We start from the raw sequence: 19,958 nt of genomic DNA, 5'->3' as shown, positions 1-19,958 counted from the left end.
CACTTCGAACCTGCGCATACTGCGTGGGCATGATCACAAGCCGCGAAGGGAACCTGTCGGCTGAAAAACCATTCGTGCTCCCGGCCGACTCGCGCAGATGGTGACGACCCGGTGGCCTCTTGCTCCGCCACCGTGCTGCGACGCTGCCACCGTGCCGCGACGCCGTCTTTGCCGACAACCGCTCCGGAGCCTACGCTTCCGGCTCTGCCGTCCTCACCCTGCCCCGCCCCACCTGCGTCCGCACCGCCCCCATGCTCGCCGCGATGACCAACGTGATCGCCACCGCCTGGGTCGCGGTCAGGGACTGGCCGAGGATCAGGAAGCCCGCCGTCGCCGCGAGGGCCGGCTCCAGGCTCATCAGGATCGCGAAGGTGGAGGCGGGCAGGCGGCGCAGGGCGAGGAGTTCCAGGGTGTACGGCAGGACCGAGGAGAGCATCGCCACGGCCGCGCCGAGTCCGATCGTCACCGGTGCGAGCAGCCTCGTGCCCGACTCGGCGATCCCGAGCGGCACGAACAGCACCGCCGCGACCGCCATCGCGAGCGCCAGACCGTCGGCCTGCGGGAAGCGCCGTCCGGTACGGGCGCTGAAGACGATGTACGCCGCCCACATCGCGCCCGCCGACAGGGCGAAGGCGACACCCGCCGGGTCCAGGTCGCCGAAGCCTCCGCCGCCCAGCAGGAACACGCCGGCCAGGGCGAGGGCCGCCCAGACCACGTTCACCGCGCGGCGGGAGGCCAGCACCGAGAGGGCCAGCGGGCCGAGGACCTCCAGGGTGACGGCGGGGCCCAACGGGATGCGGGCGACGGCCTGATAGAAGAGGCCGTTCATCGCGGCCATGGTGATGCCGAAGACGACGACCGTGCCCCAGTCGGCGCGCGAATGCCCGCGCAGCCGGGGCCGGCAGACCAGAAGCAGGACGATCGCCGCCACCACCAGTCGCAGGGTGACGACCCCCAGCGCACCGGCCCGCGGCATGAGGCTCACCGCGAGCGCGCCGCCGAACTGGACCGAGACGCCTCCGGCGAGCACCAGGCCGACGGGCCCGAGGGAACCCCGCAGCCGAGGACCGCCGGGCGCCACGGGGGCGGTCGAGGCGGGGGTCGACGCCGAAGAGGCGGCGGAGGCTGCGGTGCTGGGCGTGTTCACGGGGCCTTCCAGGTGCTGGGCGGGGATCGTGCAGCTTGGTGTACCTGGAAGTCCAGGGTAGTGGACTTCGTCATGTGTGTGAAGCGGTTATGGGCCTGTACCCCCGGCCGCCGAACGGCGTCAGCCCCCGTGCCAGGGCCGCTCGTCGCGGAAGAGCGGGCGGCCGTCCGGGAGTTGGTGGGGCACGGCCCCGGGGGACTCCCCGGGGAACTCGTACGGCACGTACGGGTCGGGTGTCGGCCGGCCGGCCTGCTGCCCCGCCGGGGCCCCGGCCGCGTACTCCGCCGGAACCGCTGCGGGCACCTCCGCCGGCTGCGGAAACAGCGGCAGCCGCAGCTCCGCCGTGTCCATGTTCACGTTGTTCTGCGAGCGGTGCAGCCGGGAGTACGCCCCGCCCCGCGCCAGCAGCTCCTCGTGGCGGCCCGTCTCGACGATGCGTCCCTGGTCGACGACGAGGATGCGATCGGCGTCGGGCGCCAGGTTCAGATCGTGCGTGATCATGATCGTCGTACGGCCGGTCATCAGGCGCCGCAGCGGTTTGACGACCCGGCGCGCCGCCATCGCGTCCAGGCCGGTCGTCGGCTCGTCCAGCACGAGGACGGGCGCGTCGCGCAGGATGGCGCGCGCGATCGCGAGCCGCTGCAGCTGACCGCCGGACAGCCGGGCGGAGTTGGGGTCGACCTTGGTCTCGTACCCCTCGGGCAGCCGCATGATGAAGTCGTGCGCGTCCGCCGCCCGCGCCGCCTCGATGATCGCCTGCTCGCCGGCGCCGGGCCGGCCGCAGGCGATGTTCGCGCGGACCGTGTCGTGCAGGACGAGGGTCTCCTGCGGCAGCAGCGTGATGTACTCGCGCAGCCGTGCCAGCGGGAAGCCGCCGATCGGGGTTCCGTCGAGGAACACCGCGCCGGAGTCGGGGTCGTAGAAGCGCAGCAGCATCTTGGAGACCGTCGACTTGCCGGCGCCGCTCGGTCCGGTGATGATCACCAGCTCGCCAGGGCGCACGGAGAACGACAGTCCCTCCAACGTCATCCGGTCCGCCCCCGGGTAGCGGAAGTACACGTCCCGCACCTCCACCGACCCGTCGGGCCGCCCCACCGGCGCCCGCTCCGAAGGCGCCGGATCGCTCACCGCCGGCCGTACGTCCAGGATCTCGATCAGCCGCTCGGCCCCGGCCGTCGCGGCCGTCACCGTGAGCCCGAGCTGCGCGAGGCCCCGCACCGGCGGGTAGAGGTAGCCGAGGAAGGCCGCGAACGCGAGCAACTGGCCGAGCGTCATCCGCCCCGCGGAGATCTCCCAGGCGCCGAGCCCGATCACCGCGAGCACGCACACCGTCTCGATGACCTGCACGAGTTGCTCGTACAGCTCGCCCAGTCGGGCCGAGCGCACGGACGCCCGGAACCATGCGTTCGCCTCCTGCCCGAGCCGCCGCCGCTCGGCGGCACGGCGGTCGTAGGCCTGGGTGAGCACGATGTTGCCCAGCGACTCCTCCACCACGGAGGTGATCGCGCCGTCCGCGACCCGGCCCTCGCGCGAGACCGCCTTGATGCTTCCGGAGAAGCGCCGGGCGGCCAGCCAGAACAGCGGCGCCAGTGCGAAGGTCGCCGCCGCGAGGTCCCAGCGCAGCCAGAACGCGGCGGCCGCGTAGAAGACGGCACTGAAAGCGGCCGAGGCGGCTCCGACCAGCCCGGACACCACCATCGTCTCGATCGCCTCGACGTCGCTGGTCAGCCGGGACAGCAGGTCGCCCTGCCGGTGGCGTTGGAAGAAGTGCGGCGGCAACTGCTGGACGTGGTCGAAGACGTGCTCGCGCAGCCGCATCACGAAACGCTCGGTGATCCAGGTGGCCAGGGAGTTGCCCGCGTACCCGATGGCCGCGCCGAGCACGGCGACCACGAGCCACTCGGCGGCCGGCGCCCAGAACGCGCTCAGCGAGCCCTTCTGCAACGCGTGGTCGGTGAGCTCGCTGAACAGCAGGATGGCGGCGGTCTCGGCGAGTGCGGCGAGCACCGTGCACCCCCAGACGATCGCCAGCCGGCCCCGCAGGCCCCTGGTCAAGGGCCAGAAGCGCCGGAAGGCGGTGCGGGCGGGGATCGTGGGGGTGTCGTTCTCCTCGTGGTCCGCGTACTCGTCTTCGTGGCCCTCGTACTGGTCAGTCCCGGTCATGCCCACAGGCTCCGTCACGGGGATCGGTCGGCCCTTTGAGCAATCTCGGCGCAGGCTGTGTAATGCCGCCGCAATCGGTCGAGAAAAAGCACGAAAGAGGGCCGACGGTGTACCCGTCGGCCCTCTTCATGGTTACCGGATTCAGTGGTCGTGGCCGGGCAGCGGCTTGGGCAGCGGCTTCGGCTGGTGCTTCTTCTTCGGCTTCGGCTTCGGCGGGGGCGGGAGCTGCTTGGCCTTGGGCTTCGGGGGCAGCGGGGCAAGCTTCTTGAAGCTCATTTCCGTCTCCTTGCGGGTTTCTCGATATTGCCGTGCAGTGGTGCGAGAATTCTCGGCGGGTGGGGCGGGAATTCCGGATCGGCTGTCCCGGGAATTCCTTCGCCGCCCGACACGGAAGAACCTACACGGCCCGGGGCCGTAAAACGGAAAGGAACTGCAAACGGGGGCTGTGAAAACCTTGGGAATTGCTGGCAGTCGGTCACGGAAGCTGAGTGTTGCTTGTCCCTGGCGTCCCTGTCTGTGAGCCCCCTGAGCGTCAGCGATCCATGCAAGCATGCTTGCTTGTTTCTCCGCCCGCTGCCATGCTCCCCACGCACACCGTCGTGCCCCGAGGGGAGCGCATCGTGTCCGACGCATCGTCCGTGATCGACGACCTGGGCCGGGAGAGCGAGGAACTCGACCGACTGGTGGCCCGGTTGGGGGAGGACGGCTGGGCGCTGGACACCCCCTCCGAGGGCTGGACCATCGCCCACCAGATCGCGCACCTCGCCTGGACGGACCGCGCCGCCCTGCTGGCCGTCACGGACCCGGAGGCCTTCGCGACGGAGGTCGAGAAGGCTCTCGCGTCGCCCGGCACCTGGGTCGACGAGGCGGCACGCGAGGAAGCCGGGCGCCCGCCCGCCGACCTGCTCGCCCGGTGGCGCGAGGGCCGCGCCGCGCTCGACCGGGCCCTGCGCCAGGCACCGCCCGGCGCCCGTTTCCCCTGGTACGGGCCGCCCATGTCGACCGCCTCCATGGCCACCGCCCGCCTGATGGAGACCTGGGCCCACGGCCTGGACGTGGCGGACGCGCTCGGTGTGGCACCAGCGCCCACGGCCCGGCTCCGGCACATCGCCCGGCTCGGATTCCGCACCCGCGACTTCTCCTACGCGGTCCACGGACTGCCCGCGCCCGCCGACCCGTTCCGCGTCGAACTCCTCGCTCCGAACGGGGACGTGTGGGCGTACGGCCCCGAAGACGCCCCGCAGCGCGTCACCGGACCCGCCCTCGACTTCTGCCTCCTGGTCACCCAACGCGCCCACCGCGCCGACCTCGCCCTGCGCGCCGAGGGCCCGGACGCCGACCACTGGCTGGACATCGCCCAGGCCTTCGCGGGCCCACCGGGCAGCGGACGCCCGGCGAAGGGAGCCGCCCGGTGACGGCCCTGCATCCCCTGCGCATAGGCAACGCCTCCGGCTTCTACGGCGACCGTTTCGACGCCCTGCGCGAGATGCTCACCGGTGGTCCCCTCGACGTCGTAGCCGGCGACTACCTCGCCGAACTGACCATGCTGATCCTCGGCCGCGACCGCCTGAAGAACCCCGGCGGCGGCTACGCGCGCACGTTCCTCGGCCAGTTGGAGGAGTGCCTCGGCCTCGCCCACGAGCGGGGCGTGCGGATCGTCACCAACGCGGGCGGGCTCAACCCGGCCGGACTCGCCGACGCGGTACGGAAGTTGGCGGAACGCCTCGGCATCCCCGTCCGGGTGGCGCACGTCGAGGGCGACGACCTCACCGCGTCCAACCCCGGCGCCCTCACCGCCCACGCCTACCTCGGCGGGCACGGGATCGCCGCGTGTCTGCGCGAGGGCGCCGACGTCGTGGTCACCGGGCGCGTGACGGACGCGGCGCTGGTCACCGGGCCTGCCGTCGCCCACTTCGGGTGGGGGCCCGAGGAGTACGACCGGCTGGCGGGCGCAGTGGTCGCCGGGCACGTCCTGGAGTGCGGGGCGCAGGCCACCGGCGGCAACTACGCCTTCTTCGCCGAGCATCCGCCCGAGCGGCTGCACCGGCCCGGCTTCCCGCTCGCCGAACTGCACGAGGACGGCAGCAGCGTCATCACCAAGCACGACGGCACCGGCGGCGTCGTGGACGTCGGCACGGTCACCGCACAGCTGTTGTACGAGACGGCCGGCGCCCGGTACGCGGGCCCCGACGTCACCGCCCGGCTGGACACCGTCCGACTCACCCAGGAGGGGCCCGACCGGGTGCGGATCGAGGGCGTGCGGGGGGAGGCACCGCCGCCCACCCTGAAGGTCGGCCTGAGCAGGCTCGGCGGCTTCCGCAACGAGGTCACCTTCGTGCTGACCGGGCTCGACATCGAGGCCAAGGCCGCGCTCGTGAGGGCGCAGATGGAGGCGGCCCTGGACGCGGGGAAGTCCCGTCCTGCGGAAGTGCGCTGGGAACTCGCGCGCACCGATCACCCCGACGCGCCCACCGAGGAGACCGCGAGCGCTCTGCTGCGGCTCGTCGTACGGGACCGGGGCCAGGAGGCGGTGGGCCGGGCATTCACCGGCGCCGCCGTCGAACTGGCGCTCGCCAGCTACCCCGGCTTCCATGTGGTCGCCCCACCGGGGAAGGGCGAACCGTATGGAGTCTTCGAAGCGGCCACCGTCGACCGTGGTGCCGTAGACCATGTGGCGGTCCTCCACGACGGCCGCCGTATCCCCGTCCCGCCGGCCCAGAACACCCGCATACTCGACGACCTGCCGGAACCGCCCCTGCCCGAGCCGCTGCCCCCGGGACCCACCCGCCGCGCACCCCTCGGTCTCGTCGCAGGCGCCCGCAGCGGCGACAAGGGCGGCAGCGCCAACGTCGGCGTCTGGGTCCGCACCGACGAAGCCTGGCGCTGGCTCGCCCACACCCTCACCGTCGACCGCTTCCGCGCACTGCTCCCGGAGACGGCCGGCCTGCCCGTCGTACGCCACGTCCTGCCCGACCTGCGCGCCCTGAACTTCGTCGTCGAGGGTGTCCTCGGCGAGGGCGTCGCCGCGCGGCACCGGTTCGACCCGCAGGCCAAGGGCCTCGGCGAATGGCTGCGCGCCCGCCACCTGGAGATACCGGAGGCCCTCCTGTGACCGTGCTGTCGTCGGCGCTGGACCCCCACAGCCCCGACTTCCTCGCCCACCGCGACGCCATGCTCGCCAAGCTCGCCGAGCTGGACGCCGAGCACGCCAAGGCGCTGGCGGGCGGCGGCGAGAAGTACGTCGCCCGCCACCGGGCACGCGGCAAGCTGCTCGCCCGTGAGCGCATCGAACTCCTCCTCGACCCCGACACACCGTTCCTCGAACTGTCCCCGCTGGCGGCCTGGGGCAGCGACTACACGGTCGGCGCCTCCCTCGTCACCGGCATCGGGGTGGTCGAGGGCGTCGAGTGCCTGATCACCGCCAACGACCCCACCGTGCGGGGCGGCGCCAGCAACCCGTGGAGCCTGAAGAAGGCCCTGCGCGCCAACGACATCGCGCTCGCCAACCGGCTGCCCTGCATCAGCCTCGTGGAGTCGGGGGGCGCCGACCTGCCGTCCCAGAAGGAGATCTTCATCCCCGGGGGCGCCATCTTCCGGGACCTGACCCGCCTGTCCGCCGCCGGCATCCCGACCCTCGCGGTCGTCTTCGGCAACTCCACGGCCGGGGGCGCGTACATCCCCGGCATGTCCGACCACGTGATCATGGTCAAGGAGCGCGCCAAGGTGTTCCTCGGCGGGCCGCCGCTGGTGAAGATGGCCACCGGCGAGGAGAGCGACGACGAGTCCCTGGGCGGCGCCGAGATGCACGCGCGCGTGTCGGGCCTCGCCGACCACTACGCGGTCGACGAGCAGGACGCGATCCGGCAGGCCCGTCGCGTGGTCGCCCGCCTGAACCACCGCAAGGCGTACGCCGACCCGGGTCCGGCGGCCCCTCCGAAGTACGACCCGGAGGAACTCCTCGGGATCGTGCCCGGCGACCTCAAGGTGCCCTTCGACCCGCGCGAGGTCATCGCCCGCATCGTCGACGCCTCCGACTTCGACGAGTTCAAACCGCTGTACGGGACCAGCCTGTGCACCGGATGGGCGGCCCTGCACGGCTACCCGGTCGGCATCCTGGCGAACGCCCAGGGGGTGCTGTTCAGCGAGGAGTCCCAGAAGGCGGCCCAGTTCATCCAGCTCGCCAACCAGCGCGACATCCCGCTCCTCTTCCTGCACAACACCACCGGCTACATGGTCGGCAAGGAGTACGAGCAGGGCGGCATCATCAAGCACGGCGCGATGATGATCAACGCCGTCAGCAATTCGACGGTGCCGCACCTGTCCGTCCTGATGGGCGCCTCGTACGGCGCCGGGCACTACGGCATGTGCGGACGGGCCTACGACCCGCGCTTCCTGTTCGCCTGGCCCAGCGCCAAGTCGGCGGTCATGGGCCCCCAGCAGCTCGCGGGCGTCCTGTCGATCGTCGCCCGGCAGTCGGCGGCGGCCAAGGGACAGCCGTACGACGAGGACGCCGACGCCGCCCTGCGCGCCATGGTGGAGCAGCAGATCGAATCCGAGTCCCTGCCGATGTTCCTCTCCGGGCGGCTGTACGACGACGGGGTCATCGACCCGCGCGACACCCGCACCGTCCTCGGCCTGTGCCTGTCCGCGATCCACACCGCGCCCTACCAGGGCGCGCGTGGCGGATTCGGCGTCTTCCGGATGTGAGGCCCTGATGCCCCCGATGCCCTCGATGCCCGTGATTACTTCCGTCCTGGTGGCGAACCGCGGCGAGATCGCCTGCCGCATCGCCCGCACCTGCCGCGACCTGGGCATCCGTACGGTCGCCGTGCACTCGGACGCCGACGAGAACGCGCTCCACGCGCGCGTGGCCGACGCGGCCGTACGCCTCCCGGGCGCGGCACCTGCCGACACCTATCTGCGCGGTGACCTGATCGTCGAGGCCGCCCTCGCGGCCGGCGCCGACGCCGTGCACCCCGGCTACGGCTTCCTCTCCGAGAACGCCGACCTCGCGCGCGCCGTGCGGGACGCGGGCCTGGTGTGGATCGGGCCGCCGCCGGAGGCGATCGAGGCGATGGCGTCCAAGACACGCGCGAAGAAGCTGATGGGCCTCGAGCCGCTCACCTCCGTGACGGACGCCGACCTCCCGGTCCTGGTGAAGGCGGCGGCGGGCGGCGGCGGACGCGGCATGCGGATCGTACGGCGACTGGCCGACCTGGACGCCGAACTGACGGCCGCACGTGCGGAGGCACGCGGCGCCTTCGGCGACGACGAGGTGTTCATCGAGCCGTACGTCGAGGGCGGACGCCACGTCGAGGTGCAGATCCTCGCCGACACCCACGGCACGGTGTGGGCGCTCGGCACCCGGGACTGCTCCCTCCAGCGCCGCCACCAGAAAGTGATCGAGGAGGCCCCCGCACCCGGACTGACCCCCGAAATCGAGGAATCCCTGCGTTCGATGGCCGTACGGGCCGCCCGTGCCGTCGACTACGTGGGCGCGGGCACGGTCGAGTTCCTGGTCGACGGGGACAGGGCGCACTTCCTGGAGATGAACACCCGTCTCCAGGTGGAACACCCCGTTACCGAGGAGGTGTTCGGGATCGACCTGGTGGCCCTGCAGATCCGGGTCGCGGAAGGCGCGGTACTGGACGACGAGCCGCCCCTCGCGCGGGGGCACGCGATCGAGGCCCGCCTCTACGCCGAGGACCCGGCCCGGGACTGGGCCCCGCAGACCGGCACCCTCCACCGCATCGCCGTACCCGGGGTACGCCTCGACACGGGATACACGGACGGCGACACCATCGGCGTCCACTACGACCCCATGCTCGCCAAGGCCGTCGCCCACGCCCCCACCCGCGCGGAGGCGATCCGGAAGCTGGCGGGGGCCCTGGAGCGCGCCGAGATCCACGGCCCGGTGACGAACCGGGACCTGCTGGTGCGCTCCCTGCGTCACGAGGAGTTCACGGCGGCGCGGATGGACACCGGCTTCTACGACCGCCACCTCGCCGTCCTCACGGAATCCGCCCCCGAACCGTACGCCCCCCTGGCCGCCGCTCTCGCGGACGCCCACGGCCGCTCACGGTTCGGCGGCTGGCGCAACCTGCCCTCGCAGCCGCAGACCAAGCGGTACCGCATGGCGGGCGAGGAGCACGAGGTCCGCTACCGGCACACGCGCGGCGGCCTGACGGCGGACGGGGCGCGGGTGGTGCACGCGGACGCGCACCTGGTGATCCTCGAGGTGGACGGCGTACGCCGGAGGTTCCCGGTGGCCCGCTACGGCGACGAGGTGTACGTCGGCTCGACGGCCCTGTCGGCCCTGCCCCGCTTCCACGAACCCACGGCGGCCCACGCCCCGGGCTCCCTGCTGGCCCCGATGCCCGGCACGGTCGTACGGATCGCGGAGGGGCTGACGGCCGGCGCGACGGTACAGGCCGGGCAGCCCCTGCTCTGGCTGGAGGCGATGAAGATGGAACACAAGATCACAGCCCCGGCCACGGGGACGGTCACGGCCCTGCACACCGCTCTTGGCCAGCAGGTCGAGGTTGGGGCTCTGTTGGCAGTGGTTCAAAGCACCGAGTAGGGAAGCGCCCCGTCAGGGGCGCGGGGCTGTATCGATATGCGGCTTACCGCCGCGTGAGCGCGAGCAACCACAACGGACCCGCACCCGGGAGACAACAATGAGCCCCCTCATCGAATCCGAGGAACAAAAAGCCCTCCGCACAGCGGTAGCCACCCTCGGCACCCGCCACGGCCGCAGCCACGACCCCGTCGAACTCTGGTCGGAAGCCGCCAAGCTCGGCTACCTCGGCGTCAACCTCCCCGAGGAGTACGGAGGCGGAGGCGGAGGCATCGCAGAACTCTCCATCGTCCTGGAAGAGCTGGGCGCAGCCGGTTGCCCCCTGCTCATGCTGGTCGTCTCACCGGCCATCTGCGGCACGGTGATATCCCGCTTCGGCACCGAGGAACAGAAACAGACCTGGCTCCCCGCAATCGCCGAAGGCACCGGCATCATGGCCTTCGGCATCACCGAACCCGACGCCGGTTCCAACTCCCACCGCATCACCACCACCGCCCGCCGCGACGGCGACGACTGGATCCTCAGCGGCCGCAAGGTGTTCATCTCCGGCGTCGACATCGCGGACGCGACCCTCGTCGTCGGCCGCACCGAGGACGCCCGCACCGGGAGGCTCAAGCCCTGCCTGTTCATCGTCCCCCGTGACGCGCCCGGGTTCGAGCGGCGGCAGATCGACATGGAACTCACCGGCAGGGAGAAGCAGTTCGAGCTGACCCTGGACGACGTACGGCTGCCCGCCGACGCCCTCGTCGGCGACGAGGACGCCGGGCTCCTCCAGCTCTTCGCCGGTCTCAACCCCGAACGCATCATGACGGCCGCCTTCGCGATCGGCCTCGGCCGCTACGCGGTCTCCCGTGCCGTGGAGTACGCGCGCGACCGTACCGTCTGGCAGCAGCCCATCGGCTCCCACCAGGCGATCGCGCACCCCCTGGCGCAGGCGCACATCGACCTCGAACTGGCCCGCCTGATGATGCAGAAGGCCGCCTTCCTCTACGACTCCGGGGACGACACGGCCGCCGGTGAGGCCGCCAACATGGCCAAGTACGCGGCCGGGGAGGCCTGTGTGAAGGCCGTCGACCAGGCCGTGCACACCCTCGGCGGCAACGGCCTCACCCGGGAGTTCGGGCTCGCCTCCCTCATCACGGTCGCGCGCGTGTCTCGTATCGCACCGGTGAGCCGGGAGATGATTCTCAACTACGTCTCCCACCAGAGTCTGGGCCTGCCCAAGTCGTACTGACGACCGGCGCGCCGGCGCGAGGAGGAACAGTGTTCCGCAGCGAGTACGCAGACGTCCCGCCCGTCGAACTCCCCATCCACGACGCCGTGCTGGGCCGGGCCGCCGAGTTCGCCGAGCTGCCCGCGCTCATCGACGGCACGGACGGCACCACCCTCACCTACGAACAACTGGACCGTTTCCACCGGCGGATCGCAGCCGCGCTCGCCGAGGCGGGCGTGCGCAAGGGCGACGTGCTCGCGCTGCACAGCCCGAACACGATCGCCTTCCCGCTCGCGTTCTACGCGGCCACGCGCGCCGGTGCCTCCGTCACCACCGTGCACCCGCAGGCCACGGCCGAGGAGTTCGCCAAGCAGCTGCGGGACTCCGCGGCCCGCTGGATCATCACCGTCTCACCGCTCCTTCAGACGGCCCGCCGCGCCGCGGAACTCTCGGGCGGCGTCGAGGAGATCCTCGTCTGCGACAGCGCGCCCGGCCACCGGTCGCTGATCGACATGCTGGCCTCCACCGCGCCGGAGCCCCAGGTCGTCATCGACCCGGTGCAGGACATCGCCGCGCTCCCGTACTCGTCCGGGACGACCGGCATCCCCAAAGGCGTCATGCTCACCCACCGCCAGATCGCCACCAACCTCGCGCAGATCCGGCCCCTCATCGGCACGGGGCCCGGCGAGCGCATCCTCGCCGTGCTGCCCTTCTTCCACATCTACGGCATGACGGCCCTCATGAACGCCCCCCTGCGGCAGGGCGCCACCGTCGTCGTGCTGCCCCGCTTCGACCTGGACTCCTTCCTCGCGGCCATCCAGGACCACCGCATCACCGGCCTGTACGTGGCCCCGCCGATCGTGCTCGCCCTCGCCAAGCACCCGGTCGTCGCCCAGTACGACCTGTCGTCGCTGAAGTACATCATCAGCGCCGCCGCCCCCCTGGACGCCAAGCTGGCCGTGGCCTGCGCCCAGCGCCTCGGCCTGCCGCCCATCGGCCAGGGGTACGGCATGACGGAACTGTCCCCGTGCACCCACGTCGTCCCCCTCGACGCCCACGACGCGCCCCCCGGCACCGTCGGCAAACTGGTCGCCGGCACCGAGATGCGCATCCTGTCCCTCGACGACCCCGACAAGGACCTCGGCGTCGGCCAGGCCGGCGAGATCGCCATCCGCGGCCCCCAGGTGATGAAGGGCTACCTGGGGCGGCCCGAGGCCACCGACGCGATGATCGACCGCGACGGCTGGCTGCACACCGGGGACGTCGGGTACGTCGACGCCCACGGCTGGCTGTTCGTCGTCGACCGCGTGAAGGAACTCATCAAGTACAAGGGCTTCCAGGTGGCCCCCGCCGAACTCGAAGCCCTCCTCCTCACCCACCCCCGCATCGCGGACGCCGCCGTCATCGGCGTCTACAACGACGACCACAACGAGGTCCCCCACGCCTTCGTCGTCCGCCGGGCGGGCGCCGACGACCTCTCCGAGGGCGAGGTCATGATGTACGTCGCCGAACGCGTCGCCCCCTACAAACGCGTCCGCAACGTCACCTTCATCGACGGCGTGCCCCGTGCCGCCTCCGGGAAGATCCTCCGCCGACAGCTCAGGGAGCGGATATGACCGACCTCGTCCGCATCGCCCACGACCGCGGCATCACCACCCTCACCCTCGACTCGCCCGCCAACCGCAACGCCCTGTCGGCCGCACTCGTCCGCGGCCTGGCCGACGCGCTCACCGCCTGCGGCAAGGACCGCGACGTCCGCGCCGTCGTCCTCACCCACACAGGCACCACCTTCTGCGCGGGCGCCGACCTGCGCGACCCACCGCCCCCGGACGCCCTGGTCGGACTACTGCGGCAGATCGTCGAGCTGCCCCGACCCGTCGTCGCCCGGGTGACCGGGCACGTACGGGCGGGCGGCCTCGGCCTGCTGGGCGCCTGCGACATCGCCGCCGCGTCCACCGAGGCGACCTTCGCCTTCACCGAGGTACGCATCGGGGTCGCCCCCGCCGTGATCTCCCTGACCCTGCTGCCCCGCACCGACCCCCGCGCCCTCGCCCGCCACTACCTCACCGGCGAACGCTTCGACGCCCCCGAAGCCGTACGCACCGGCCTGCTCACCGCCACCGGCGACGACGTCGACCAAGTGCTCGAACCCATGCTCGACGGACTGCGCCGGGCCGCACCCCAGGCCCTGGCGGAGACCAAGCGGCTCCTCACCGCTACTGTGCTGCAGACCTTCGACCGGGACGCGGCCGACCTGACCGCGCTCTCGGCCCGGCTGTTCTCCTCCCCGCAGGCCCGCGAGGGAATGACGGCCTTCCTGGAACGACGGGAACCCTCATGGGTGGTGTGAACACAGTCGAACGCGAGCGCGTGCCCAAGCAGGACCGCAGCCGGGCCACCCGGCAACGGCTCCTCCAGGCCGCCGTGGACTGCCTCGCCGACCACGGATGGGCCGGCTCCACCGTCCTGGTCGTCGCCGAACGCGCCGGCGTCTCCCGGGGCGCCGCCCAGCACCACTTCCCGACCCGGGAGGACCTGTTCACGGCGGCCGTCGAGTACGTCGCCGAGGAGCGCTCCACCGCGCTGAGGGCCCTGTTCCCGCACGGGGCCGCCGACCGCCGCGCGGTGGTCGCGGCCCTCGTCGACCTCTACACCGGGCCGCTGTTCCGGGCGGCCCTGCACCTGTGGGTCGCCGCCTCGAACGAGGAGCAGCTGCGCCCCCGCGTGACCGAGCTGGAGGCCCGCGTCGGCCGCGAGACCCACCGCATCGCCGTCGACCTGCTCCGCGCCGACGAGCGGAGGCCGGGCGTCCGCGAAACGGTCCAGGGCCTGCTGGACATGGCCCGCGGCCTGGGCCTCGCGAACCTCCTCACCGACGACGCCGCCCGCCGCGAACGAGTGGTGGCGCAGTGGGCCGCCCTGCTGGAGGAGGCGCTGGGCTGAGGACAGCCCAGGCCGCCCCGTCGTCGGTGCGAAGGTCCTGGGCCGCCCGTCGTCGGTGCGGGAGGTCCCGGGCCGCTCGCCGTCGGTGCGGGAGGTCCCGGGCCGCTCGCCGTCAGTGCGGGAGGCCCCGGGCAGCTCGCCGTCAGTGCGCGATGTCCGCGTACCCCTCGATCTCCTGGGGGCTGCGCGGCCCGGGGCCCACATAGCGGGCCGACGGGCGCACCAGGCGGCCCGTGCGCTTCTGCTCCAGGATGTGCGCCGACCAGCCGGCCGTACGCGCACACGTGAACATCGACGTGAACATGTGCGCCGGGACCTCGGCGAAGTCCAGCACGATCGCCGCCCAGAACTCCACGTTCGTGGCGAGCACACGGTCCGGACGGCGGTTGTGCAACTCCTCCAGAGCCGCCTTCTCCAGCGCCTCCGCGATCTCGAAACGCGGCGCGCCCAGCTCACGGGCGGTACGGCGCAGCACGCGCGCCCGCGGGTCCTCGGCCCGGTACACCCGGTGGCCGAAGCCCATCAGCCGCTCACCCCGGTCCAGGGCGCCCTTCACATAGGCCTCCGCGTCACCGGTGCGCTCGATCTCCTCGATCATGCCGAGCACACGGGAGGGCGCACCGCCGTGCAGCGGCCCCGACATGGCACCCACGGCACCCGACAGCGCCGCGGCCACGTCCGCGCCCGTGGAGGCGATCACCCGCGCGGTGAAGGTCGAGGCGTTCATGCCGTGCTCGGCAGCCGACGTCCAGTACGCGTCGACGGCCGCGACGTGCTTCGGGTCCGGCTCGCCCCGCCAGCGGATCATGAACCGTTCCACGACGGACCGCGCCTTGTCGATCTCCCGCTGCGGCACCATCGGAAGACCCTGGCCGCGCGCCGACTGGGCGACGTACGAAAGCGCCATGACGGCGGCCCTGGCCAGGTCGTCGCGGGCCTGCTCCACGTCGATGTCCAGCAGCGGTTTCAGGCCCCACACCGGGGCGAGCATGGCCAGCGCGGACTGCACGTCCACACGGATGTCGCCGGAGTGCACCGGGATCGGGAACGGCTCGGCGGGCGGCAGTCCGGGGTTGAAGGCGCCGTCCACGAGCAGCCCCCACACGTTGCCGAACGAGACATGGCCGACCAGGTCCTCGATGTCGACGCCCCGGTACCGCAGGGCACCGCCCTCCTTGTCCGGCTCGGCGATCTCCGTCTCGAACGCGACGACTCCCTCGAGCCCGGGTACGAAATCGGACATCAGGCGGCTCCTCGTGATGTGTACGGCGGAAAGGGGTGCGCCGCCCCGGCTCCACGGTCTTTAGCGGTCGTTCTCGAAAACTCGCGGTCCGAAACGGTCACCCCGGTTGATGCCCCGATCGGTCGGCGGTCACCCAACCCGAACGGCATCTGCACGATATCCCCGAGTGCCACCTTTGGGGAGACCAAGCGGCACTCAGTGCCACACAGTGATGAAGCCCACCCGCACCGTGCCCACTGTCCACAAGCCGCCGAAGGCCCCCGGGCGCGTACGGCAAGATGACGACGTGACCGACCGCTACCCGGACGAACCCGCAGCCCAGCACCCCGTTCACCCTGCCGCCAAATCCACGACGGACCCGGTTATCGAACCCATCGTCGAACGCGCGGCCGAAGGCCCCGCCGAGGACCTGTCCGCCAACCCCGCAGAAATGCGAGCCCACTACCGCGCCGAAGGCCTCGACGAATCCACGCTCGCCCCCCACCCCATGGACCAGTTCGCCCGCTGGTTCAAACAGGCAGCCCAGGCCGCCATCGCCGGAATGATCTACGAACCGAACGCGATGATCGTCTCCACCGCCGACGCCGAAGGACGCCCCAGCTCCCGCACCGTCCTGATGAAGCAGTACGACGAACAGGGCTTCGTCTTCTACACCAACTACGACTCCCGCAAGGCCCAGGACCTCGCCGCCAACCCCTACGTCTCCCTGCTCTTCCCCTGGCACCCCATGGCCCGCCAGGTGATCGTCACCGGCACCGCCCGCCGCACCGGCCGCGACGAAACCGCCGCCTACTTCCGCACCCGCCCCCACGGCTCCCAGCTCGGTGCCTGGGCCAGCACCCAGTCCTCGATCATCTACTCCCGCGCCGAACTCGACGCCACCTACCAGGAGCTCACCACCCGCTACCCCGAGGGCGCCCAGGTCCCGGTCCCCCCGCACTGGGGCGGCTTCCGCATCGCACCCTCGACGGTCGAGTTCTGGCAAGGCCGCGAAAACCGCCTCCACGACCGCCTCCGCTACGTCGCGGAACCGGACGGCAGCTGGCGCGTGGAACGCCTCAGCCCCTGAGTCTCGGTGCCCGAAAACGCAGACGACCCGCGAGCTCAGGTCCTCCGCCAGTAGACGAAGGAGCCGGCCGGACGTACCGGCGAGCCCGCGGGCCGGGTGACTGCGTTGGATTGGCCGGCTGCGCGCATCTCACACGCGCTGGTCCGGCGCCGCACTGGGTGTGGTGACGGGCCGCTAGCCCGCAGCCACCTCAGCTGTCCGGTTTTCATACATTCGCCGAACCACCTCCTCTCAGCTGTACGACACACCCTAAGAAGCTGTCGGGACCCAATCAACAGGTTTTTCGAGATGTTGACGGCGCGGGTTCCGGCCGGGTGCCGTAGCCGTACCCGTCGCCGCGCTGCACGAGCCGCAGATTCCAGTGGGAGACGTTGATCCGTCCGGCCGGCGTAGAGAGGCTGTGCTGCCCTCGGGCGCGAACGGAGATCCGTCCGGTCCACGTGCCCGCCCGCTTGCCGGACGGCACGACGGCACGTACGAGGTCTCCGGTGACGTATCCGAAGTGCTGCTTGGCGCGGGCGCGCCGCAGGCGGGGGAACCCGTGCCGGTCGGGTGTGGTGCGGGCGTAGGAGCCGCGTCCGGTGGCCTTGGCGATGAGGACGTGTGCGGGGATCCGGACGATCATGTCGCCGCTCTCGTGATCGAGGCGTCCGACGCACAGCGCGTCCTGGGTGTGCGTCTTGGGCAGGCCCGTGGCGGCTCGGTTCCCCTTCGTACGGTGGCCCGACCGGGGGTGCACTGGCCTGCCGAGTGCGGTGAGCGCCTCGGTGAGCCGGCAGAGGGTCGTATTCATGGCAGCGGCGTCGCGAAGCGGTGGTCTGGCCTGGGCGAGGATCTGTGCCAGTCGGTCGGGCCTGTGGGCCAGGAAGACGTCGACGGGCAGGTTGCCTTTGGCCTTGTTGCAGGGCACGCAGGCCAGGACGAGGTTCCAGATGCGGTCCGAGCCTCCTCGGCTTCTGGGCCGGACATGGTCGATGTTCAGGGGCACGCCCGTGGCACCGCAGTAGGCGCAGGCGCTGCGCCACATCTCTTGGAGGTAGGCGCGCGCGTCGGTCCCGGCGAGTGTGCCCTGCTGGTATTGGGTCCCCGTGAGCTGTCGGCCCAGGCTCATGGAGTGGGTGTCGAAGGCGGCGTGTTCGACGTGGATCTCGGTGACCGGTGCGTACCGGCACAGGCGGACTGCCCAGGAGACGGTCGTGTCGACGCGGTGGCGTAGTGACGGAGGGAGCCATCCCGTGGGGCGTGTCCGCGCGGGCGCGGGGCGCTCGGTAGCGGCGGTTGGCGGATCGCCGTCTGTGGCGGTAACCGGCCCGTTGTGTCATGCGGTCGCGGATCTGGGCGCCGCGGTGTTGGAGCTCGAAGGTGATCAGGCCTCGTCGAACGGTGATCGTGGTGCCTTGTTCGTCGGTTTCCTTCTTCTCGTCGGTGAGGGCGAGGCCGGTGCCCTGGGAGCCGGGGTCGATGCGCAACTGCACTCCGTCGGTCTCCGACTGGGCATGTGTGCGGTCTTTCAACCGGATGGCGAAGGGGACCTGCCTGGCGACCACGGCCCGTCCCTTGCGAAGGAGTTCGCGGGCGCGGGCGGGGTGGCAGGGCGTGAGGGGTTTTCCGTCCCTGGAGAGGACGAAGACCCTGCTGGCGCCGATGCCACCGGCGTACGGCCGGTCGTGCGGGGGAGCGTCACCGCTCCCGTTCTCTGCCGTCTCCGCCGCCGTGGCGGCGTTCTCGGCGTGACGCCGACGGGGTGCGGTGCCCTTCCCGTCGGTCTCCCCTCGCCCATGTTCCCTGCCGGTGCCCCGCGCGAGGGCGGGGAGTCCGTGAGCCGTTTCGTTCCTGCTCCCAGGGGTGTCTGCTCCCACGGATTCCAGAGCAGGCTGCTGAGGAAGCACAGCCTGGTGGGTCTGCTCACCTACAGAAAACGTAGTCATCGGGCGCACCTCCCTGATCTTGAGGATCGTGATGACTGGGGCTGGTCACTCAGCGACTGTCCGCGGGCCGTACAGTCTCCGGCCTTAGGTCGGGGAGCGGGTGACCTCCCTCCTGAAGGGCGCCACCGACGTTAGCGATCACAGCCCCTGAGAGGGCGACAACGGACTGGAAGCGCCCATTGGTGCGAATCTCCGCGTTTTCTCGAACTGGCAGCCGATCTTCCTGCTAGTGGCCGGGCTGTCCTCGGGGGCGGGGCTCCCGAAAGCTTCCGTCGGCGGGCGAGCCATCTTGCAAAGGATCCCTTGCAATCATTTCGTGTCCGCCTCGGCTGGACTCTCGTGGAGGTCGGCCTGCGGCTGGCCGCCAGGCCCAGGACGGCCGTCGCCGTCCTCTAACCCTGTTGTCGAACTCCCGTGCCGCTCACGGAGACAGCACGGCGGTCAGGAACGGGTCGATCGCGGCTCGCCACGCCTCCGGCTGGGCGTGGTGGAGGAAGTGGTCGGCGTCGGGGACCTCCGCGTACCGGCCGTGGGGGAGGACGCGGACCATCTCCTGGGCCTCCGCGCGGCCCAGTTCGCCGTCCAGGCCGCGGACGACCAGGGTGGGGCAGCGCACCTGGGCCAGTTCCTCCCAGTGCGCGTCGTACACCCAGGTCTCGCGGGACCTCAGCATGTGCTCGGGTTCGAAGACGGGGCGCCAGCCGTCCGGGGACTCGGTCATCACCTCGACGTAGAACTCGCCCCGGGCGGGGTTCGGGCGCTCGACCCAGGGGTCGTCCTCTCCGAACCACTTGCGTACGTCGGCGAGTGTGGCGAAGGGGAGGGGCCAGGACTTGAACCAGTTCTCCCATTCGCGCTGGGATGTGGCGCCGAGTGCGGAGGCCCGCATGTCGCAGATGATCAGGGCGCGTACCAGGTCGGGGCGTTTGGCGGCGAGCTGCCAGGCGGTCAGGGCGCCCATCGCGTGGCCGATGAGGACGGCCGGGGCGAGGCCGAGTTGTTCGAGGGCGGCTTCGGCGTCGTCGATGTAGGCCTCGCGGGTGTAGCCGTCGGCGGGCTTGTCGCTCTGGCCGTGGCCGCGCTGGTCGAGGGCGACGGCGCGGTGCCGTTCGGCGAGCAGGCGGGCGGTGGGCGCCCAGTGCGAGGCGCGGCCCATGAGGCCGTGCAGTAACAGCAGGCCCGGCGTCTGTTCGCCGTCGCCGGTCTTGGGCGGGTCGGCGAACTCCCATGCGGCGAGGCGTACGCCGCCCGCTCCGGTCACGTCGATGCGACGCATCGTCCTGGCACCCCCCTGCTCGGCCGGGACCGCTCGCTTCCGCGTCGGGCGGTCGGTCCGCGCGCTTTTCGTACTGGTCGTACTTCCGCTGTCGTGCTGCTTCTGCTGGTGTCGGCGGTCACCGCCCGGCGCCGGGTGTCGGCGCCGGGCGGTGGTGCCTTGTGCTCGCTGCGTGACGGACGTGCTGGTTGGTACAGCGCCCGGCCCGGTGCGATCGTCACCGCCCACGCTATCGAATGGTTATTCGAAAGCGCCGTTTCCGGCGGCAACACCCCACCTTCGAGTGACCTCCCTCGAGGATTGGCCGCCGTCTGCTTGGGGAGATCTTCTGCGGGAGGCGGACCGCTCGGGGAAAACCGGTCCGAGGGGGCGACCCTGAGAGCTCGGGGCTCCGGGTCG

General features: G+C 71.5%; 14 protein-coding genes and 2 pseudogenes. 9 read left to right on the top strand and 7 right to left on the bottom strand.

The window, feature by feature from the left end; translation table 11 throughout:
* Positions 1–190 precede the first annotated feature (190 nt).
* The 3 genes from SY2F82_RS22215 to SY2F82_RS39535 all read right to left on the bottom strand — a co-directional run bounded on the left by SY2F82_RS22215 (position 191) and on the right by SY2F82_RS39535 (position 3,586).
* Positions 191–1,147 carry a DMT family transporter gene (locus SY2F82_RS22215; protein ID WP_200420903.1) on the bottom strand — a complete coding sequence of 319 codons (957 nt, stop codon included), beginning with the start codon at positions 1,145–1,147 and terminating at the stop codon, positions 191–193.
* 120 nt (positions 1,148–1,267) lie between these two features.
* Entirely contained in the window at positions 1,268–3,310 is a 2,043-nt protein-coding gene (locus SY2F82_RS22210) for an ABC transporter ATP-binding protein (protein WP_200420902.1), read from the bottom strand.
* A gap of 141 nt (positions 3,311–3,451) precedes the next feature.
* Complete coding sequence (locus SY2F82_RS39535; protein ID WP_258053272.1) at positions 3,452–3,586, bottom strand: hypothetical protein; 135 nt, start codon at positions 3,584–3,586, stop codon at positions 3,452–3,454.
* A 344-nt stretch (positions 3,587–3,930) separates the two neighbouring features.
* Between SY2F82_RS39535 and SY2F82_RS22205 the strand changes: the two genes are divergently transcribed.
* The 8 genes from SY2F82_RS22205 (at position 3,931) to SY2F82_RS22170 (ending at position 14,043) form a co-directional block, all read left to right on the top strand.
* Positions 3,931–4,725, top strand: a complete 795-nt coding sequence (locus tag SY2F82_RS22205) for a TIGR03084 family metal-binding protein (protein ID WP_200420901.1) — start codon at positions 3,931–3,933, stop codon at positions 4,723–4,725.
* A gap of 5 nt (positions 4,726–4,730) precedes the next feature.
* Complete coding sequence (locus SY2F82_RS22200) at positions 4,731–6,422, top strand: acyclic terpene utilization AtuA family protein (RefSeq protein ID WP_200421093.1); 1,692 nt, start codon at positions 4,731–4,733, stop codon at positions 6,420–6,422.
* Positions 6,419–8,017 carry an acyl-CoA carboxylase subunit beta gene (locus tag SY2F82_RS22195; RefSeq protein ID WP_200420900.1) on the top strand — a complete coding sequence of 533 codons (1,599 nt, stop codon included), beginning with the start codon at positions 6,419–6,421 and terminating at the stop codon, positions 8,015–8,017. The genes SY2F82_RS22200 and SY2F82_RS22195 overlap by 4 nt, the downstream gene beginning before the upstream one ends.
* Positions 8,018–8,048: 31 nt before the next feature.
* Positions 8,049–9,890: a biotin carboxylase N-terminal domain-containing protein gene (locus SY2F82_RS22190; RefSeq protein WP_308437784.1), complete on the top strand. Its 1,842-nt coding sequence runs from the start codon at positions 8,049–8,051 to the stop codon at positions 9,888–9,890.
* 97 nt (positions 9,891–9,987) lie between these two features.
* Positions 9,988–11,121 (top strand): acyl-CoA dehydrogenase family protein, encoded by a 1,134-nt coding sequence (locus SY2F82_RS22185; RefSeq protein ID WP_200420898.1) that lies wholly within the window; start codon positions 9,988–9,990, stop codon positions 11,119–11,121.
* Positions 11,122–11,150: 29 nt separating this feature from the next.
* Positions 11,151–12,716 carry a 4-coumarate--CoA ligase family protein gene (locus SY2F82_RS22180; protein ID WP_200420897.1) on the top strand — a complete coding sequence of 522 codons (1,566 nt, stop codon included), beginning with the start codon at positions 11,151–11,153 and terminating at the stop codon, positions 12,714–12,716.
* Positions 12,713–13,450, top strand: coding sequence for an enoyl-CoA hydratase family protein (locus SY2F82_RS22175; protein ID WP_200420896.1), 738 nt, complete (start codon positions 12,713–12,715; stop codon positions 13,448–13,450). Before SY2F82_RS22180 ends, SY2F82_RS22175 begins: the two co-directional genes overlap by 4 nt.
* The gene (locus tag SY2F82_RS22170) at positions 13,438–14,043 is read left to right on the top strand and encodes a TetR/AcrR family transcriptional regulator (RefSeq protein WP_200420895.1); all 606 of its coding nucleotides are present in this window, start codon (positions 13,438–13,440) and stop codon (positions 14,041–14,043) included. Before SY2F82_RS22175 ends, SY2F82_RS22170 begins: the two co-directional genes overlap by 13 nt.
* A 142-nt stretch (positions 14,044–14,185) precedes the next feature.
* Here the strand turns inward: SY2F82_RS22170 and SY2F82_RS22165 are convergent, their stop codons facing one another.
* The gene (locus tag SY2F82_RS22165) at positions 14,186–15,286 is read right to left on the bottom strand and encodes a citrate synthase 2 (RefSeq protein ID WP_200420894.1); all 1,101 of its coding nucleotides are present in this window, start codon (positions 15,284–15,286) and stop codon (positions 14,186–14,188) included.
* A 430-nt stretch (positions 15,287–15,716) separates the two neighbouring features.
* Here SY2F82_RS22165 and pdxH point away from each other — a divergent pair, with 430 nt between their 5' ends.
* A complete protein-coding gene (pdxH, locus tag SY2F82_RS22160; RefSeq protein ID WP_200421092.1) occupies positions 15,717–16,355 on the top strand; it encodes a pyridoxamine 5'-phosphate oxidase in 639 nt (212 codons plus the stop codon).
* Positions 16,356–16,626: 271 nt separating this feature from the next.
* On the opposite strand, the pseudogene iscB reads toward pdxH, so the two are convergent.
* The 3 genes and pseudogenes from iscB to SY2F82_RS22150 all read right to left on the bottom strand — a co-directional run.
* Positions 16,627–17,544: pseudogene (gene iscB, locus SY2F82_RS39530) on the bottom strand (RNA-guided endonuclease IscB); the annotation flags it as partial.
* 124 nt (positions 17,545–17,668) lie between these two features.
* Positions 17,669–18,283, bottom strand: a pseudogene (locus tag SY2F82_RS39525) (RRXRR domain-containing protein); the annotation flags it as partial.
* A 421-nt stretch (positions 18,284–18,704) separates the two neighbouring features.
* On the bottom strand, positions 18,705–19,559 hold the full coding sequence (locus SY2F82_RS22150) for an alpha/beta fold hydrolase (protein WP_200420893.1): 855 nt from the start codon (positions 19,557–19,559) through the stop codon (positions 18,705–18,707).
* Between the last annotated feature and the right edge of the window lie 399 nt (positions 19,560–19,958).

This window comes from Streptomyces sp. Y2F8-2 (assembly GCF_014905555.1).
Taxonomy (GTDB): domain Bacteria; phylum Actinomycetota; class Actinomycetes; order Streptomycetales; family Streptomycetaceae; genus Streptomyces; species Streptomyces cynarae.
This window is presented reverse-complemented; position numbering and strand designations above follow the sequence as displayed.

Coding starts and splice junctions, on each gene's coding strand:
- SY2F82_RS22210 (WP_200420902.1), bottom strand. CDS start 3,310: ATGACCGGGACTGACCAGTACGAGGGCCACGAAGACGAGTACGCGGAC.
- SY2F82_RS39535 (WP_258053272.1), bottom strand. CDS start 3,586: ATGAGCTTCAAGAAGCTTGCCCCGCTGCCCCCGAAGCCCAAGGCCAAG.
- SY2F82_RS22185 (WP_200420898.1), top strand. CDS start 9,988: ATGAGCCCCCTCATCGAATCCGAGGAACAAAAAGCCCTCCGCACAGCG.
- SY2F82_RS22175 (WP_200420896.1), top strand. CDS start 12,713: ATGACCGACCTCGTCCGCATCGCCCACGACCGCGGCATCACCACCCTC.
- SY2F82_RS22170 (WP_200420895.1), top strand. CDS start 13,438: ATGGGTGGTGTGAACACAGTCGAACGCGAGCGCGTGCCCAAGCAGGAC.
- SY2F82_RS22165 (WP_200420894.1), bottom strand. CDS start 15,286: ATGTCCGATTTCGTACCCGGGCTCGAGGGAGTCGTCGCGTTCGAGACG.
- pdxH (WP_200421092.1), top strand. CDS start 15,717: ATGCGAGCCCACTACCGCGCCGAAGGCCTCGACGAATCCACGCTCGCC.
- SY2F82_RS22150 (WP_200420893.1), bottom strand. CDS start 19,559: ATGCGTCGCATCGACGTGACCGGAGCGGGCGGCGTACGCCTCGCCGCA.